At 37.6% G+C, this 16,565-nt stretch carries 16 protein-coding genes; 9 read left to right on the top strand and 7 right to left on the bottom strand.

Features of this window, described 5'->3' with window-relative positions:
* The first annotated feature begins 35 nt into the window (after positions 1 to 35).
* Together H2677_RS11160 and epmA are read left to right on the top strand one after the other, a co-directional pair.
* Positions 36 to 1,103 carry a 4-phosphoerythronate dehydrogenase gene (locus H2677_RS11160; RefSeq protein WP_212638561.1) on the top strand — a complete coding sequence of 356 codons (1,068 nt, stop codon included), beginning with the start codon at positions 36 to 38 and terminating at the stop codon, positions 1,101 to 1,103.
* Positions 1,100 to 2,083, top strand: a complete 984-nt coding sequence (epmA, locus tag H2677_RS11155; protein WP_212638560.1) for an EF-P lysine aminoacylase EpmA — start codon at positions 1,100 to 1,102, stop codon at positions 2,081 to 2,083. Before H2677_RS11160 ends, epmA begins: the two co-directional genes overlap by 4 nt.
* A 5-nt stretch (positions 2,084 to 2,088) precedes the next feature.
* On the opposite strand, the gene H2677_RS11150 is transcribed toward epmA, so the two are convergent.
* The 3 genes from H2677_RS11150 to H2677_RS11140 form a co-directional block, all read right to left on the bottom strand.
* Positions 2,089 to 3,216 (bottom strand): helix-turn-helix transcriptional regulator, encoded by a 1,128-nt coding sequence (locus tag H2677_RS11150; protein WP_212638559.1) that lies wholly within the window; start codon positions 3,214 to 3,216, stop codon positions 2,089 to 2,091.
* 205 nt (positions 3,217 to 3,421) lie between these two features.
* Positions 3,422 to 3,586 (bottom strand): hypothetical protein, encoded by a 165-nt coding sequence (locus H2677_RS11145; protein ID WP_004912673.1) that lies wholly within the window; start codon positions 3,584 to 3,586, stop codon positions 3,422 to 3,424.
* A gap of 164 nt (positions 3,587 to 3,750) precedes the next feature.
* Positions 3,751 to 4,368 carry a rhomboid family intramembrane serine protease gene (locus H2677_RS11140; protein ID WP_125299604.1) on the bottom strand — a complete coding sequence of 206 codons (618 nt, stop codon included), beginning with the start codon at positions 4,366 to 4,368 and terminating at the stop codon, positions 3,751 to 3,753.
* A 153-nt stretch (positions 4,369 to 4,521) separates the two neighbouring features.
* Here H2677_RS11140 and nfuA point away from each other — a divergent pair, with 153 nt between their 5' ends.
* Both nfuA and H2677_RS11130 read left to right on the top strand, forming a co-directional pair.
* A complete protein-coding gene (gene nfuA, locus H2677_RS11135; protein ID WP_004956172.1) occupies positions 4,522 to 5,160 on the top strand; it encodes a Fe-S biogenesis protein NfuA in 639 nt (212 codons plus the stop codon).
* A 228-nt stretch (positions 5,161 to 5,388) separates the two neighbouring features.
* Complete coding sequence (locus H2677_RS11130; protein WP_212638558.1) at positions 5,389 to 7,398, top strand: ligand-gated channel protein; 2,010 nt, start codon at positions 5,389 to 5,391, stop codon at positions 7,396 to 7,398.
* A gap of 27 nt (positions 7,399 to 7,425) precedes the next feature.
* On the opposite strand, the gene H2677_RS11125 is transcribed toward H2677_RS11130, so the two are convergent.
* Together H2677_RS11125 and H2677_RS11120 are read right to left on the bottom strand one after the other, a co-directional pair.
* Positions 7,426 to 8,439, bottom strand: a complete 1,014-nt coding sequence (locus H2677_RS11125) for a hypothetical protein (protein ID WP_168154187.1) — start codon at positions 8,437 to 8,439, stop codon at positions 7,426 to 7,428.
* A 19-nt stretch (positions 8,440 to 8,458) separates the two neighbouring features.
* Entirely contained in the window at positions 8,459 to 9,475 is a 1,017-nt protein-coding gene (locus H2677_RS11120) for an alpha/beta fold hydrolase (RefSeq protein WP_039047393.1), read from the bottom strand.
* 236 nt (positions 9,476 to 9,711) lie between these two features.
* Here H2677_RS11120 and H2677_RS11115 point away from each other — a divergent pair, with 236 nt between their 5' ends.
* The 3 genes from H2677_RS11115 to H2677_RS11105 all read left to right on the top strand — a co-directional run bounded on the left by H2677_RS11115 (position 9,712) and on the right by H2677_RS11105 (position 11,524).
* Positions 9,712 to 10,326: a carbonic anhydrase gene (locus H2677_RS11115; protein ID WP_004912657.1), complete on the top strand. Its 615-nt coding sequence runs from the start codon at positions 9,712 to 9,714 to the stop codon at positions 10,324 to 10,326.
* A 467-nt stretch (positions 10,327 to 10,793) separates the two neighbouring features.
* Positions 10,794 to 11,195 carry a hypothetical protein gene (locus tag H2677_RS11110; protein ID WP_035336549.1) on the top strand — a complete coding sequence of 134 codons (402 nt, stop codon included), beginning with the start codon at positions 10,794 to 10,796 and terminating at the stop codon, positions 11,193 to 11,195.
* On the top strand, positions 11,195 to 11,524 hold the full coding sequence (locus H2677_RS11105) for a lysozyme inhibitor LprI family protein (protein WP_004912656.1): 330 nt from the start codon (positions 11,195 to 11,197) through the stop codon (positions 11,522 to 11,524). Before H2677_RS11110 ends, H2677_RS11105 begins: the two co-directional genes overlap by 1 nt.
* A gap of 367 nt (positions 11,525 to 11,891) precedes the next feature.
* Here the strand turns inward: H2677_RS11105 and H2677_RS11100 are convergent, their stop codons facing one another.
* Positions 11,892 to 12,515 carry an arylesterase gene (locus H2677_RS11100; protein ID WP_212639608.1) on the bottom strand — a complete coding sequence of 208 codons (624 nt, stop codon included), beginning with the start codon at positions 12,513 to 12,515 and terminating at the stop codon, positions 11,892 to 11,894.
* A gap of 42 nt (positions 12,516 to 12,557) precedes the next feature.
* Between H2677_RS11100 and H2677_RS11095 the strand changes: the two genes are divergently transcribed.
* Positions 12,558 to 13,262, top strand: coding sequence for an ABC transporter ATP-binding protein (locus H2677_RS11095; protein ID WP_004912651.1), 705 nt, complete (start codon positions 12,558 to 12,560; stop codon positions 13,260 to 13,262).
* On the top strand, positions 13,259 to 15,745 hold the full coding sequence (locus tag H2677_RS11090; RefSeq protein ID WP_212638557.1) for an ABC transporter permease: 2,487 nt from the start codon (positions 13,259 to 13,261) through the stop codon (positions 15,743 to 15,745). Before H2677_RS11095 ends, H2677_RS11090 begins: the two co-directional genes overlap by 4 nt.
* Here the strand turns inward: H2677_RS11090 and H2677_RS11085 are convergent.
* Entirely contained in the window at positions 15,742 to 16,548 is an 807-nt protein-coding gene (locus H2677_RS11085) for a rhomboid family intramembrane serine protease (protein ID WP_212638556.1), read from the bottom strand. The two genes, H2677_RS11090 and H2677_RS11085, sit on opposite strands and share 4 nt — an antisense overlap.
* Positions 16,549 to 16,565: the final 17 nt, after the last annotated feature.

Raw genomic sequence — 16,565 nt, 5'->3', positions numbered from 1 at the left:
ATAATAAGCCTAGATCAACAGATGGAATATCCTGCATGAAAATTATCGCAGATGAAAATTTGGCTTTTACCGATTATTTCTTTGCGGAATTTGCAGAAATACAGCATCGAGCAGGGCGAACATTGACTCATGCAGATGTTCAAAATGCTGATGCTTTATTGGTTAGATCGGTTACTAAAGTTAATCATGCCCTAATTGACCAGACTACAATTCAGTTTGTCGGTAGTGCAACGATTGGAACAGATCATCTCGATATTCAAGCGCTAGAACAACAAAACATCACGTGGACGAATGCAGCGGGTTGTAATGCTCAAGCGGTCGCAGAATATGTTATCACTGCGTTGCTGCACCTAGATATTAAATTATTAGAAAGAAATCATGAATTTACTTTAGCGATTGTTGGCTTAGGTAATGTTGGTCGTCGACTTGCAAAAATGGCCCAATTATTAGGTTGGACAGTGATTGGCTATGATCCTTTTGTACAGCTAGATGGTATTGAAAATGTATCGTTTGATGCGTTACTAGCACGTGCTGATGCCATATCCATTCATGTACCGTTAACGTCAACTGGTGATCATCCAACACAACATTTATTTAATGAAGCAACGTTTGCTCAAATGAAAGAATCCGCGATACTGATTAATAGCGCGCGTGGTCCAGTGATTCAAGAAGCAGCTTTAATGACAGATATCCAAAGGAACAATCGAAAAGTTGTATTAGATGTATTTGAGTTTGAACCTGAAATTTCGCAACAGTTACTAGATATGTTGGCTTTAGCAACACCGCATATTGCGGGTTATAGTCTTGAAGGTAAGGCCCGTGGTACACAGATGATTTATGAGGCATTTTGTCATAAATTTGATTATCCAATATCTAAACAGTTCGAAACCCAATTACCGCATGTTGAGCAATTCTTTGAACAACAAGATTTGAAAGAAGTACTCAAGCAGCATCTTAGCCAAATTTATAATATTGCTGAAGATGATCAAAAATTAAGAGCTTGTGTCATGGATGGAAAAGTTGAACAGAAAGAGTTTGATTTGCTCCGAAAGAATTATCCATTACGCCGTGAATGGGCAGCACACGGTGGACCAAAAGCATGAGCCAGACTATGAAATCTTATCAACCGACTTGTTCGCTTGAGGCAATAAAAGCCCGTGCAGAGATGTACAATAAAATTCGTCAGTTTTTTGCTGAACGAAATGTTTTAGAAGTTGAAACCCCAGTTTTGTCTCAAGCAGGGGTCACAGATGTGCATTTGGCGTCAGTACAAGTACAGCGTCATATTCATGGAAAATTAAATACTCAATATTTACAGACTTCGCCTGAGTTCCCGATGAAGCGATTGTTGGCGAGTGGTAGTGGCCCAATCTTTCAAATTTGTAAAGTCTTTCGTGATGATGAGCATGGGCGTAAACACAATAGCGAATTCACCATGTTGGAATGGTATCGACCTGCTATGGATTTGAAAGCCTTAATGCATGAGACAGCGGATCTATTGGAAATCTGTTTAGCACATCGTTTTGGTGAAATTCGTCCTATTATTTTGAGTTATAAGCATGCTTTTCAAGATCGTTTAGATATCAACCCATTACAAGCCAGCTTAAAACAACTTAAGGACACCGCACATCGTGTCGGTCTGAATCTTGATTTGGGTGATGATCGTTTGGCTTACATGGACTTATTATTTTCTCATTTTGTAGAGCCAAGTTTGGGCTTTGACAAACCTGTATTTTTGACAGATTTTCCATCTGAGATGGCATCATTAGCAAAAGTAAAACAAGATGAAGATGGGGAATGGGTTGCAGCTCGTTTTGAGGTCTATATTGAAGGCTTAGAGCTTGCTAATGCCTATGATGAACTTCTAGATGCAGAAGTATTAGCAGCACGATTTGAAGCCGATAATCAAGAACGTGCTTTACAAGGTTTACCTATGATACCTACTGATCAATATCTATTATCTGCTTTACCTCATATGCCTGAATGCTCGGGTATTGCATTGGGTATTGATCGTTTACTTATGGTTGCAATGAATAAGATGAAAATTGATCAAGTGATCGCTTTTCCTGCTGAAATTGCCTAGAGCTGTTATAGAAATTGCATTAATAATTGGATCAACTCACTTTGACGGTGAGTTTGGGTCTTTTTAAAGATGGACTGTAAATGCTTTTTGACAGTATCTGATTGAATATCTTGTGACATAGCAATTTCTTTGACCGTTTTTCCATCTAGGAGTTGTTCACAGATTCTGTGTTCTACAGGTGTAAACATAAATAGTTTTGCGCAAATTTCTTTCTGATATTTGGGTCTATGTTTTAAGCCTGAGAATGTTACTAACAAAACTGGTCGCAAACCAAAAATCTTATGCGCTTTTTCAGGAGAGAGTAAATCTAGGCTCAGGAAAAGTTGGTGATCCAACATCATAATTTTTGTTCGCTCGGCATAACTTAGATCTGGATTATTTTTATAATTTCGCTCCAATTCGATTAGATTTTGGTCGAAAATAGTTTGATTCTCACCAGTAAAAACAAAGCGTCGCTGTTTTATTTGAATTTGAGGATTTATTTCAAATAATTGTTGTGCCTCCGCATTAAGTTCTAAAATATCACCGTTAAAATTAATGATTGCAATAGCTTGCTTCATCTTTTGAATAAGTTGGGAGCCTAAGAGGGTCATTGTGGAATATTCAAAATGATGTCGATATTGCTGAATTTTTTGCTGCAAGATCGGCAAAATTTCATAAACAGGCTTCAACTCAGAACAGCTTAAGGGACCACGATCATAACTGGTCAGAAATGAAAGAATGACACATACCTTATGATCAAAAATAACTTGGATGGCAGAACAGAATCTTAGATCAAGTGGTTTTAATACTTGTTGATAAACTTGTGTTTGAGTGATCTCATCTTCTTGGAAATGTTCTTTGCAATGCATCCAACCATTCATCGGTGCAGATAGCATTTTTTTTAAACGAGGATCATCATCAATTTCAAGACGAATTTGCTTGAGTGCTGCTTGTTCAAGTTGATGCGAGTCAAGGTTTACACCATGATGAATACTAAATGAAAGTGCTTGAACTTCGAGATCAACCGCTAAGAGTTGAGATGCTTGAACATCAAAATGATGATTGAGATGCTCTAAAAAAATAACCCAGTCATCCGCATTCTGAACTTGGTTCAGGATTTCTTTAACTGCACAGCGTTGAATTAGATCCATTGAAGAAATCCCATCAAAATGAAGAGAATACGGTTCTTTATATTTTATATGGCATTTGGGTAAATGAAATCATTAAAAGTGAAGAAAGTGTGAATTTGTAGTAATTATTCGATGAAATGTGTGTTTGAATTAGTAATGATTTTCATTTGATTGCGGGAGGGGGAAATTGTCTAAACCCAACAAGTGAGTTTAGACAAAATTAAACTTAGCAGCGACCTTTTTTAGCCTGTCCAGGAGGACAGAAATCTCCATGGCCACCACCATAGGTACGATCTGGATCAACAACAACGCTACCATGAGGTGTATGCACAGCACACGCTGATAAACCTAAACAGAACAATGCGCTTAGGCACAATAATGCTTTCTTCATAACTTCATCCCAAAGTTTTGTTTATTCATTTTAGACTTTAATGTGCAATTCATTTTTCTACTAGATGAATGACGCATTTTTTTATTCAATTTCTGTATCTTGGCATACATTGTCAATAATCCCTTTTGTTATTTACAAAAGGGATTGAGTGTAAATATTTTAGTTTAGAAGGGGAGTTTTGTGAGTTGGCTGAAAAAATGTGGTAGAACCTTAGGTTCGAGTATAACGGTAACAATGACACCGTATGCTGCTCCCCATAAGTGAGCACTATGGTTGATATTGGTATTTCCACGTTTACCAGACCAAATACTGTAAGCCACATATAAAATAGCAAAAATAATCGCAGGAACTGGAATAAAGAATACGAAAATTAAATTCCACGGTTGAAATAAAATATATGCAAATAAAACGGCTGAGACTGCTCCAGAAGCGCCCAGACTCGCCCAACGGACATCATTTTTATGTTTTAAATAACTTGGCAAGATAGCAAAAATTAATCCACCAAGATAAAACAGTACAAAGCCCATATCGTAGAAGAATTCACGATAAAAGCTTTCAATGATATTACCGAAGAAAAATAGGGTAATCATGTTGAACAGTAAATGTGTTCCATCTGCATGTACAAAGCCATGGGTAATAAAACGGTCAAATTGCCCACGTTGCATCGCAGGTGGCCAAAAAATCAAACGGTTCATCACGGTTTGATTGCTAAATGCTAATAAAGAAATCGCAACGGTAATAATGATCAGAGTCACAGTGTGACCAAAGGGTAGATGTAGCATAAATGAATTAAATTGATCAGTGTCTAAGCAATAATGCCATTAAAAAGTTAATAAACAATCATCTTGCATATAATTCCTACAAAAATGGTTGATTTTTTTTTATTACCCTCCATCTTCGGTTAATATAACGACATCAGCTTGAGGATTATTGTTATGTCGACTGAGAACACCAACACTGCTGTCGCAGAAGAAATTCCAAACCTTTTGATTACTCCCTCTGCACAAGAGTATTTACGTGATCTATTAGCAAAACAAAATACTCCAGGAATTGGCGTTCGAGTTTTTGTAGAGCATCCAGGAACACCACGTGCTGAGTGTTGTATGGCTTATAGCGCGCCTGAAGAAGTGGTACCAACGGACTATAAACAGGATTATCCAGACTTTCCTGCATATGTAGATGCACCATCGATTCCTTATTTAGTTGATGCAGTCATTGATTACAATAAAGATCGTTTTGGTGGTCAGCTGACTTTCCGTGCACCTAACTCGAAAGTTCCACGTGTAGGGCCTGATGCATCAATCGAAGAGCGTATTACTTATGTATTACAATCTGAAATTAATCCAGGTTTAGAAGGTCATGGCGGTAATTGTAGCCTTGTGGAAGTACAAAATGATCCAGAACATGGTTTAACAGCCGTATTGAAGTTTGGCGGTGGTTGCCAAGGTTGTTCAGCGATTGATGTGACTTTGAAACAAGGTGTTGAAACCACTTTAAAACAGCATGTACCAGAATTACAGCGTGTTGTAGATCAAACAGATCATACTCAATCAGAAGGGGCATATTTCAAGTAATTTGAAGGGTTGCTTTCATGAATAAAAAAGAGCCTATATGAGGCTCTTTTTTTAATTTTTGAACCTTTATTTTGTTTTTAATATTGTTTCATAACAATAAAATCATGTGTATTAATGATTATTTAAATAATAATAATTATCATTTGTATTGAGTTTTACTGTTTTTTTGTTAGAATTTACATAAATTTTTAAGCAAATCTTAAGATTTGTGTCGTTTAGGTGAAAACTATGTCGAATAAAATAACCCGTAAATCTTTACTCACGCTTTCAGTGATGAGCGGAATGTTTTCCATTGCATTTGCAGCAGAAACTAAAACACAAGAGCTTAATCAATTAGAGACTATCGTGGTGACAGCGAGTGGTTTTGAACAAGACATAAAGAAAGCAGCAGCCTCGATCTCAGTACTTTCACAAGAAGAAATTAATAAAAAAGCTTATCGTGATGTCACAGATGCACTGAAAGATATTCCAGGTGTTGTCGTGACGGGGGGAGGAAGTTCTAGCGATATTAGTATACGGGGTATGGGAAGTGCCTATACCGTGATTATGGTCGATGGTAAAAAAGTAAATACCCGCTCTGTGAGACCAAATAGTGATAATTCTGGGATCGAGCAAGGTTGGTTACCCAATATTGGCGCGATTGAACGAATTGAGGTGATTCGCGGTCCAATGTCTGGTTTATATGGCTCGGATGCAATGGGCGGTGTAATTAATATTATTACTAAAAAAAATACAGCTGAATGGACAGGCTCTATTAAGCTAGATACAACACTACAAGAAAATTCAAAATCAGGTCATCTTTATCAAACCAATGCATATATCGCTGGTCCTTTAATTGCAAATCTGTTGTCGTTCAAAGCAAATGGCTTATATTCTCAGCGAGATGAAGACGAGATTTATGGAGGTTACAAGGAGCAGAAAATTCGAGCGGGTGGAGCAGCCTTGAGTCTGACCCCGAATGATCAGCATACGATTGATTTGGACTATCAGCGTTCAATTCAAAATCGTAATGGAACGGTTGGAAAAAGTATCTCTCCTGTGCAAACAGGTCGAAATCCTCCAGTAGATTCACTTACAGATTATTATCGAACAGAGTACAGCTTAACTCATCGAGGTCAGCTTGGCCCTGTTGAAACACACTCATATATTCAGCGTGAAGAAAATGAAAATCCATCACGCAATATGGAAGCCATCAATACTACTTTTAATACGATTAACAAGATTAACTTTGATCGTCATAGTTTGAGTTTTGGTGGAATGTACTTAAAAGAAGAATTAGATGATCAAGGCAATCAACTCAGTGTGGGAGGGGCAAAACCTGTCTCAAGTTTAGATCGTTATAGTTGGGCATTGTTTGCTGAAAATGCATGGCATGTTATAGATGATTTCACTCTGACTACATCATTACGTTTAGATGAAGATGAGAAGTTTGGTGATCATTGGAGTCCAAAAATCTATGGCGTTTGGGGTTTAAATGATCAGTGGGTGATTAAAGGAGGCGTGTCTACAGGATATAAAACGCCTGCACTTCGTGCGACGGTAGCAGAGTGGGGGCAAGCAACAGGTGGTGGTCAAAGTAAGGGCGTAATTGTTGGTAATCCAGACCTAAAACCTGAAAAAAGTGTTAACTATGAGGTGTCTTTCAACTGGGATAATTTAGATCATCTCACTGCTGGACTTACTATTTTTAATAGTGATTTCAAAGATAAAATTACAGAAGTTAGAACCTGTCAGGGTGAAAATGTTGGTGCCTTAGAGTGTGATTGGTTAGGTGAAAAATTCGACTTTGTCAGCTTACGTGAGAACGTGGATAAAGCCAATATGCGTGGTGCTGAACTGACGTTCGGATGGCAGGCGTTGCCTAATGTGAATGTATCAGCGAATTACACCTTTACAGATACAGAACAGAAGAGTGGTATTAATAAAGGTAAGCCTTTAAATGAAATGCCTAAGCATATGTTCAATACAACAGCGGATTGGGAAGTATCAGATCAGTTTTCTAGTTGGGCAAGAGTTAATTATCGCAGTAAAACATCTGACTATTTAAGTCGAACAGCGATGGCGAAAGGTAAGCCTGCCTATACCATGCTAGATGTTGGTGTCAATTATAAACCTACACAAAATGTCGCAATTGCCGCAGGGGTATATAATTTGCTAGATAAGGAAATAGATACAGAAACTTATAGTTATGTGTTGGATGGTCGACGTTATAATTTAGGTCTTACATATAGTTTCTAACTTTAAATGATAAAAAAAACAAGGCGCTTAGGCGCCTTGTTCATGATTGAGGATGTTCATTACTTGGTCAGAATAATAAAATTTCTCTAAATGAATACGTGCGCGTTGTCTTAAATAACCAGTGTTAATCAAACGCTTTAACACTGGTGTTAATAAAATACTTAATTCATTTTGAATCAAACTCTCATTAATATTGAGATCTCGAAGGAGTTGATCAAACGTACGCTCCTGATTGCGTGCATACCATGCGTAAACACCATCATGTACTTGTTGTTTCATATAGGGTGTCTGACGAAGATGATCCCAGATCTCATGTCCCATACCAACAGTTTGCGTCAGATCTTGAACTTCAACATAGTTTTTTAACACGGAAACAGGCATAACTTTAATTTTGTGCCAAATATTAGCTTGGAAATGATATAGCTTTTCATCATTAAAATGCTGATTGAGTACGCGCTCACTCATTTGGCTAATTTTAAGAATATTCTTCTGTAAATAATGGCCGACTGTGTCATTTAGATTAGAGTCAGTCACAGTCTCTAATACAGATTTACCCATTTTCATGAAATGACCAACGCCTGGCACACGTTTAGACATCACTGAATTATCCAAATAATCTTGAATAGAGTGTTGAATAAGTTGAGTAATTAGAGCTGAAAATGCAGGATTATTTACAATCGTTTTAATTAAGCGTTGGCGATGCCCACTTTTGCTTGCAACGTATTGGGCAATCGTATCGATCGTTAAAACAGGAATAATTTCTTCAATGGTTGTTTCATCATTTAAAGGATGAATAATTGCAAATCGAATGTGCTCGGCAATTTGTTCAACTAAAAATGAACTAGCAGGTGTATTTAAGATCTGTTTTTCAATTAAGGTATAAATTTGTTCAAAAGACCAAATATGTTGTAGTTGTTGTAAACGTATCCAATGATAGAACTGCGAGAACTCTTGTTGAATTGTTTCTGATTGCGAAAACTGTTGATCTAAAAAGTCCAGTTGAGCATCAATCAGTTGTTCTATCATTGGGTGTTTAAGCATAAAGACTCTAAATAAATGATTAAGGAGTAGGTGCAGTCACCGACTTTTGGGCTTGGGTTTTACTCAAGAACGGTAGATATTGTTGAACGACGAGCTGATCTGCTTCTAAGATCGGCATATGACCGACATTATCCAAGATGACAGGTGCTTGAGCATTTTTCAAAAGTGATTTTAACTCAGGTGCGACTTCAACATTGATAATTTTATCTTGCTTGCCCCATAAAATCAGTGTTGGTGCATCAATTGACTTAGCAAGTAAGGCAAATGAGTCTGGTGTAAATAATTTATTGAGTGCAATGATTTGGTCAACCATTTTCTGAGTTTGTTCTATTTGTCCAATCATCATCTTTTCTTGTGCTTGGGCAATTTCTTTAGGAATAAACGGAGGGTTATGCATTGCTTGCTGCATTAAGAAATTAAAGTCGCCTTTTTTACTGACGATCATACTTCTGATTTGATTTGGATCTTTCAAGTAAGGTGTATTTCCAGCTTTGTAGACACCAGCCGCATCAACTAAAAATAAACTCTTGGTTTCAAATGGATATTGACCCGCATAAAGCATCGCAATAGAGCCGCCTAGAGAGTGTCCTGCAATATGAGCAGGTCCTGTTAAGTTTGCAGCCTCAATAAAACGGCGTAATTTTTCTGTGACATTAGGTACAGAATAATCAAATTCTTTCGGAACTTGGGTTTCGCCACTGGCAGGTAAATCTGGAATGATCACATGATAGTTGCCTGTTAATGCATTCGCGACACGATTCCAGTTATCACGACTACCAGCCAAGCCATGAATAAGTACAACAATCGGTTTACCGACTTGACCACCTTCACTATAAGACCATGTAATGTCACCAACTTTAAGCGTTTTACTTTGTAACCCAGCCCAAGCACGTTCCTGTTGTAATACATTTTGGAAACTCATTTCGATTTCAGCGGCTTGAGTCATGGTTGTTGTCATGGTTGCAGCAAGACTGCAACTGAAAGCGATAGCCGTCAGTGTTTTTCGGATTGGTGTGGAAAAGCTTCTATTCATCATGTTTTTTCTGTCCTTGATTTATTTTTAAACCTTTTGATTATTGTTGAAGTTTCAAACATAGTCATTTGCATATTCAACAGATGTCTGTAAATTATTGCCAATGAAATGATTATTTTTTCCTTATTTTTCTTGATAAATCGATCACCAAATGTTTGAGAGTTTTTATTTTTGTCAGTGACAATCTATCGTCCTCACATTAAACTATTTTTTCATGTCAATCATAGATGGATTTAAGCATGCTCACCGCTCATGAAGCTCTAGAACGTTTAAAAGCTGGTAATGCTCGTTTTGTGAAAGGGGAAGCCGCCCTACAGAAGCAACTCACTCACCAAGAACGTGCTGAAATGGCAAGTGAACAAAACCCTTTTGCTATTGTTTTAGGATGTTCCGATTCTCGAGTGCCAGCGGAGATGGTTTTTGATCAAGGCTTAGGTGATTTATTCGTTATTCGTGTAGCAGGAAATATTGTTGCACCTTCTCAAGTAGGTAGCGTTGAATTTGCTGCTGAACGTTATGATTGTGCTGTTGTTGTGGTATTAGGTCATAGTCACTGTGGTGCAATTCAAGCAACGATCGATACTTTAAAGCATCCTGATCAAGCACCTTCTTCGAACTTAATGTCGATCGTAAACCGTGTACGCCCATCTGTTGAAATCTTAATGCAAACAGAATTGAAAGATGATTTGAAAAAGTTATCGGCACATGCTGTACGCTCTAATGTATTCGCTTCAGTAAATCAGTTGCGTCATGGTTCAGCAGTTCTTGAAAGTTTAATCGAGAAAGGCAAAATGATCGTGGTAGGAGCTGAATACTCTCTTGAGACAGGTGAAGTTACTTTTTTTGATTTTTAAAACATTGTAGGGAATGATGATAATTGTTTTGTTAATCCAAATGAGGTAGTGGTTTTTTCTTATTGTGTCTTTCTACGATGCAATTCAAAAGATCCTATCTTTGCCTTGATTATCATCAACCCGTGGATTTGATTTGGTGTTGTAGGGGGCAGATTTAATTTATCGGTTTCTAAATTAGTTTGTCCAACTTCCATAGAATGCTTAGTGATTTTTACTACATCCTTTCTTTATAGTTACAATCGCTACTAAATATGTTTATTATTGTTGGCTAACAGTCAGATAGTAAAATAGCCCTGATTGTCTCCGAGTATTGATATGACTTGACAGGGCTTACACCAGTCGATTGATGTAACTGTTGAAATATTACACATAATTAATGTAAATATTGATTATTAAAAATGAATTAGAATGTTGAATTGAGTGACTCAAGACTAAGGTGCCCAAGTTGCAATAGTAAACAAACAAGAGTGACGCCAAGCAAATCGAGTATTTTGGTAACACGATATTCCTTTAAAGGGTGCGGAGATTATTTCTTTATAAAAGATGAAATCCTAGGTGTTAAAGGTTGCTGTATAAGATCAATCGTAAAAATAATTGCCTTCATTATTGTTTTGATAATTGGTATATTTATCACCATAGATAGAAATAGTGAAAGCAGCCCGCCTTCAACAGGTCAAGAAAACAAATCAACCCAAGATAATAGTGATCAAACTCGAGAGATAAAGGAAGCAGTAGAAGCTGAAAGATATGAAAAAGCTGCACATGAATACATACCAACTGAAGAAGATTACAAGAACTTAGGGCAGATACAGAAGGTTTCTAAATCCGAAAATCTAACAATTGTTGAAACTACCAGAGAATCTGATTAATGAAGAAAATTTTACTACTTAGTTTATTAGTTACTTGTAGCTCGGGCTTTGCAGGTAGTTTTGAGGATATGCAGAAGTTAGACAAAGAAATTAAGAATCTTAAAAGTGAGCTTAACCTAGTTTATAAAAAAGTATATTCACAAACTGAAGCTAAGGAAGAGTTACAAGCAGCACAAAAATCATGGCTTAAGTTTAAAGAATTACAGTGCGGCGATTTTGTAGTTGCAGATACTCTGGGTAGCCCTGCAACAGTAATTTATGATTTAACTTGTCAATCAATTCTCTATAAACAACGAATCAACTTTTTAAGAGAAATGTTTAACCTATAAATGTAGCGTCTGTAAAAAATATATGTAGATTCGGTTTAAAGGATTTTTGTTAAAAGTTCTTCAAGCGTGATACTAAAATCATTGATGTCGGTTATTAGATTTTGACTAGGTGTGATTCTTTTTTTGCTTGCTGTCGTAACAGATAATTACATTTTCAAAGGATTATCTGTTGGAAAGATTATCATCTAATCTGTTGCATGACGAAAAACACCGTTTAAACCTTTAATCCCACTACACAGTTAGACTAAATGTGTTCAATTTTAGCAACACAGATTAAGGTAGATGAACGAAACAATCGTATGTATAACGCAATGCGGTGGGATTGCTAGTCCATACGTCTCTCTCCTCTACGGTAGAAATTTAATATTTATAATGCTTCTCGAATGTATGGATAAGCTGAATTTAACATGATCGGCTGCGCCTGAGCATTTGGATGAATTTGATCTTTTTGAATAAGATTTTTATTACCCGCTACACCCTCCAAAAAGAAAGGTAAAAGCTTAACTTTGTATTGCTGACTTACAACTTTATAATTTTTTTCAAACGCTGTGCTATACGCCGTTCCATAATTTGGTGGTATCTTCATACCAAACAGTAAAACTGTTGCCTTTTGTCTTTGACTGAGTTGTACCAACTGAGCAAGATTGCGTTGGATCATTTGAGGGGGTTGTCCTCGGAGTCCGTCATTACCACCTAGCTCAATCACCACAATTTCAGGCTTATAGGTTTGTAATAGCTTAGGCATTCTTGCAAGTGCACCGCTTGTTGTTTCACCGCTTACACTTGCATTGACCACTTTGTGTTTTTTCGGATACTGTTGGTCAAGCCGTTGTTGTAATAAGTTAACCCAGCCTTGTTTGACATCTATTCCATAGCCTGCACTCAGACTATCTCCCACAATCAATATGGTCTTAGCTGAAACGATTGTCGGGAATACACATATTGCAAGCGCTCCCAGTGTTTTAGAAACGAACAAGATAACTTTAGATATTTGCATAGCACTTAAAATTTGTTCTAAAGGATACGTGACATCATGCCACAACCGATTATTTCTGCTCGAAAAGTTACACAAACCATTCAAATTAATCAGCAAAATTTAACGATTTTAAAAGAAATTGATTTGGAAATTTATCAGGGAGAGCAGATTGCAATTACGGGACGTTCAGGTTCAGGAAAGTCAACATTGTTGGGGATTTTAGCGACTTTGGATCGTCCTAGTAGTGGTGAATTGACGGTTTGTGGTCAAGATGTACATCAGCTAACAGAGGAGCAGCGAGCACAAGTTCGTTTAGAAAATATTGGGTTTGTATTTCAGTCATTTCAACTTCTTCCACAGTTGAGTGCTTTAGAAAATGTCATGCTGCCGATGCGTTTACAACCAGACTTCCAATTTAAAGATGCTGAGAAAAAAGCGTTGGCATGGTTAGAGCGTGTTGGTTTGATTCGACAGGCTCATCAAACACCCAAAGTTTTATCTGGTGGTGAGCAACAGCGTGTCGCTATTGCACGTGCCTTGATTGCTGAACCTAAATTAATTTTTGCAGATGAACCCACAGGTAATTTAGATGGGCAAACTGCAGAAGAGATTGAACAATTACTTTTTGATTTAAACAAAGAGTTGGGAACAACATTGGTTCTAGTCACGCATGATCAAAACTTAGCTGAACTTTGTCAACGTCATGTCAAACTCATCGATGGTCAGATTCAGGAGATTGTTCGATCAGGAGGGGCAATATGAGTTCTATTTTAAAGCCCTTACTGATACAAAGTTTTCGAACGGGTGGTTTGTATTTACTGATTATTGCACTTTCATTGGCGATCAGCGCGACAACAGCTTTGAAATTTAGCAACACTCAAGTACAAAATGCTGTGACCTTACAAGCAGCTGAAATGCTTGGAGCTGATCTGGTGTTGTCGGATAGTCATCCGATTCAGTCCAGTTGGATAGAGCAAGCGAATAAGCTGAACTTGAAGCATTCTCCAGTCACTGTATTTGGTTCTATGGCACATACCCAAGATCAATTTGTCATGGTTAATGTCAAAGCGGTCAATGATCAATTTCCTCTACGAGGCAAGTTAGAAATTGAACCCCAAGCCAAATCAATACAACCAAATCAAGTCTGGTTAAGCCCACGGGCAGTTGATTTACTCAAAGTTAAATTAGGTGAACAAGTTGCAATTGCAGATGGAACATTTACTTTCACAGGCGTGATTGAACATGATTCAAATCAAGAGTTAGGTTTCTCTGGATTTTCACCAACAGTTATTATTCATCAGGCGGATATTGCGAAGACAAATGCTATACAAGTAGGGAGTCGGATTGAATATCGTTTATTGATGGCGGGTCAGCTAGAACAAGTAAATGCATTCAAAACGATTTATAAGCAGCAAACTCATCAAGAGGATGAAACCTCTCCGAATGCAAATTCATCTGTAGAAAATTCAGAGCAAACTTCACTTCGATTGCGTGATGCTAGTCAGTCCAATACACGATTAATGAAACCAATCGAGAATTTGGATACATTCCTACAGCTCGCCAATTTACTTACTATTTTGCTTTGTGGGATTGCGATTGCTCTAACTAGTCAACGTTATGTACAACAAAACCAAGATCATATTGCTTTGATGCGGTGTTTGGGTTCAAGTAAGAAACATATATTGATTGCTTATTTAGGCTTGTTAGCCTTGGTAAGTGCTATTTCCATCGTATTAGGAAGCCTGATTGGCATCGCATTAGGCTATGGATTATTGCAATTGATGTTGCAGCTCATTCCGCAACTACAAGTTAGTTTTGCTGTATTTGATATCCTGATGGCATTACCGATTGCTATTTTCACCAGTGTAATGGTTTTGATTGGTTTTATACTGCCGAGTATTTGGGAGTTATTAAATACGCCACCAATACGCGTAATTCGTCAACAAGAACGTTCACGCAAATCCTATGTAGCCATGTTTGCTATCGGCACGATCAGTTTAATGATTTTTAGTTTAGTTCTTAGTGATAATTTACAACTAAGCCTAATGGTTCTCGCTGCCATTCTTGTGCTATGTGGGGTCTTATATGCTGGTATTTGGTTGCTTCTCAAGCTGATCAAACAATTAAAGCACCCATTATCTGCCTATGTTCGGATACCGCATCAAACTGCATTACAAATTACGGCACTTGCATTGGGGTTAAGCTTAATTACGGTACTAAGTGTATTGAGAACAGACTTACTTGAGCGTTGGCAACAACAACTTCCAGAGGGAACACCTAATCAATTTGTGTATGGTCTGCCCCCATTTGACATGCCTTTGTTGAAACAATCGTTGGAACAGAATCATTGGAGTTCAACGCCATTGTATCCAAATATTCGAGGTCGATTGATTTCAAAAAATGGTGTAGCTTTCTCTCCAGAATTGATCAAAGAAAATAACTCATTACGTCGTGAATTAAATCTTACGCAGTCCTCTGAGTACCCTAAAGATAATGTGATTACTCAAGGACGTTCAGCATTTACTCAAACTGGGCAAGTTTCTGTTGAAGAAAAATTGGCGAGTGAACTTGGAATCAAGATTGGCGATCAACTGAGCTTTAGTCTGCCTGAAGGAAGCTTGAATGCAACCGTGATTAATTTACGCTCCGTAGAATGGGAAAGTTTTAGCCCCAATTTCTTTTTCATTTTTTCACCTAAAACGATGGATGAAAATGCTGGAAGTTATTTAGGTAGTTTTTATGTTCCGCCAACTGATCAGGCAAAAATGGTTGAGTTGATTCAGCAATTTTCAAATACTGTTTTTATTGATGTTGGACGTGTTCTAGATGAAGTGAAACGTTTGATGACGGTGTTGGTTCAGATCGTGACAGTACTTGCAATGTTGGTTGGTTTGTCAGGCATTTTAGTCTTGATTGCGTGCTTAAATGTATTGATGGATGAACGTCGTCGAGAAGTAGCATTGTTAAGATCATTTGGAATCGCTAAGAATCGATTAAAACGCATGTTGAGTTTAGAAATCGGTTTTATAGGATTAGTCTCAGGTGTTGTGGCGTGTCTTTTTGCTGAGGTGATCAGTGCTATCGCCAGCTACAAAATGCAAATGGCTATTCAATGGCATCCAGAAATTTGGATTATTCTTCCTTTGACGATGATGGTGGTATGTACATTGATAGGTCGTTATCGCTTAAGCTATCTCTGTGATATACCACCTTTGCAAAGTTTAAGAGAAATTAATCAGTCTTAAAAACTGATCTGATTTTGGCGCAGAATCTCAGTCCACAAAGGAGTGAGTTCTGTGCTGAGTCGGGTGCAATACCAATAAAAGATGCTTAAAGTCGAGACTGCAACAAGCAGTGCTATAAATTGGAATACACCCGTTCGTTGTGTTTTTTGAGACAGATACCATAAGCCCGCTAACAAACCACCCATCAACATGCCACCGATATGTGCGGCATTGTTGATGCCAGATACGGTGAAACCAAATACAAGGTTGATTGCCATAATCATCAGTAATGATTTTTTATCTAGAATAAAACGTTGATTTGCGAGTTGAGGCAATAATGAAATTACGGTCAATGAAGCACCGAGTCCCATAACAGCACCTGATGCACCTGCACTAATACGAGGTAATAAAGCAGGATCAAAGTTTTGTAGCAAATCATATGCATCTCGAATCGAGAGATAACTCGATAATACACTTCCCATTAAACCAGCAAGAAAATACATACCTATATAATAGGAACGACCAAATAGTTGTTCAGCTACACTGCCAAAAATATAAAGCGCCCACATATTTAGCATCAGATGGATGAGTCCAAAATGGAAAAACATGCTAGTGAATAGGCGCTCAGGCTGAGATAAGAATGTAAGTGGTGTAAAATCTGCACCCCAAGCAATTGCATCTAGAGGTGAAGGGTCGGTAATATTCACACCTGAAAGAATTTGCCAACCAAATAAACTGACATTGACGGCAATAAGTAATGCGGTAAACCACCATGTATGGATTCTCAACTTTTGATTGATTTGTGGTGGTGTCATGTCAGTCATATGTGTCTAAGCTAGTC

Source organism: Acinetobacter junii (assembly GCF_018336855.1).
Lineage (GTDB): Bacteria > Pseudomonadota > Gammaproteobacteria > Pseudomonadales > Moraxellaceae > Acinetobacter > Acinetobacter junii.
Note: the sequence above shows the minus strand (reverse complement) of the source record. Positions and strands in the feature narration are given on the sequence as shown.

Coding starts and splice junctions, on each gene's coding strand:
- H2677_RS11160 (WP_212638561.1), top strand. CDS start 36: ATGAAAATTATCGCAGATGAAAATTTGGCTTTTACCGATTATTTCTTT.
- epmA (WP_212638560.1), top strand. CDS start 1,100: ATGAGCCAGACTATGAAATCTTATCAACCGACTTGTTCGCTTGAGGCA.
- H2677_RS11150 (WP_212638559.1), bottom strand. CDS start 3,216: ATGGATCTAATTCAACGCTGTGCAGTTAAAGAAATCCTGAACCAAGTT.
- H2677_RS11145 (WP_004912673.1), bottom strand. CDS start 3,586: ATGAAGAAAGCATTATTGTGCCTAAGCGCATTGTTCTGTTTAGGTTTA.
- H2677_RS11140 (WP_125299604.1), bottom strand. CDS start 4,368: ATGCTACATCTACCCTTTGGTCACACTGTGACTCTGATCATTATTACC.
- nfuA (WP_004956172.1), top strand. CDS start 4,522: ATGTCGACTGAGAACACCAACACTGCTGTCGCAGAAGAAATTCCAAAC.
- H2677_RS11130 (WP_212638558.1), top strand. CDS start 5,389: ATGTCGAATAAAATAACCCGTAAATCTTTACTCACGCTTTCAGTGATG.
- H2677_RS11125 (WP_168154187.1), bottom strand. CDS start 8,439: ATGCTTAAACACCCAATGATAGAACAACTGATTGATGCTCAACTGGAC.
- H2677_RS11120 (WP_039047393.1), bottom strand. CDS start 9,475: ATGATGAATAGAAGCTTTTCCACACCAATCCGAAAAACACTGACGGCT.
- H2677_RS11115 (WP_004912657.1), top strand. CDS start 9,712: ATGCTCACCGCTCATGAAGCTCTAGAACGTTTAAAAGCTGGTAATGCT.
- H2677_RS11105 (WP_004912656.1), top strand. CDS start 11,195: ATGAAGAAAATTTTACTACTTAGTTTATTAGTTACTTGTAGCTCGGGC.
- H2677_RS11095 (WP_004912651.1), top strand. CDS start 12,558: ATGCCACAACCGATTATTTCTGCTCGAAAAGTTACACAAACCATTCAA.
- H2677_RS11090 (WP_212638557.1), top strand. CDS start 13,259: ATGAGTTCTATTTTAAAGCCCTTACTGATACAAAGTTTTCGAACGGGT.
- H2677_RS11085 (WP_212638556.1), bottom strand. CDS start 16,548: ATGACTGACATGACACCACCACAAATCAATCAAAAGTTGAGAATCCAT.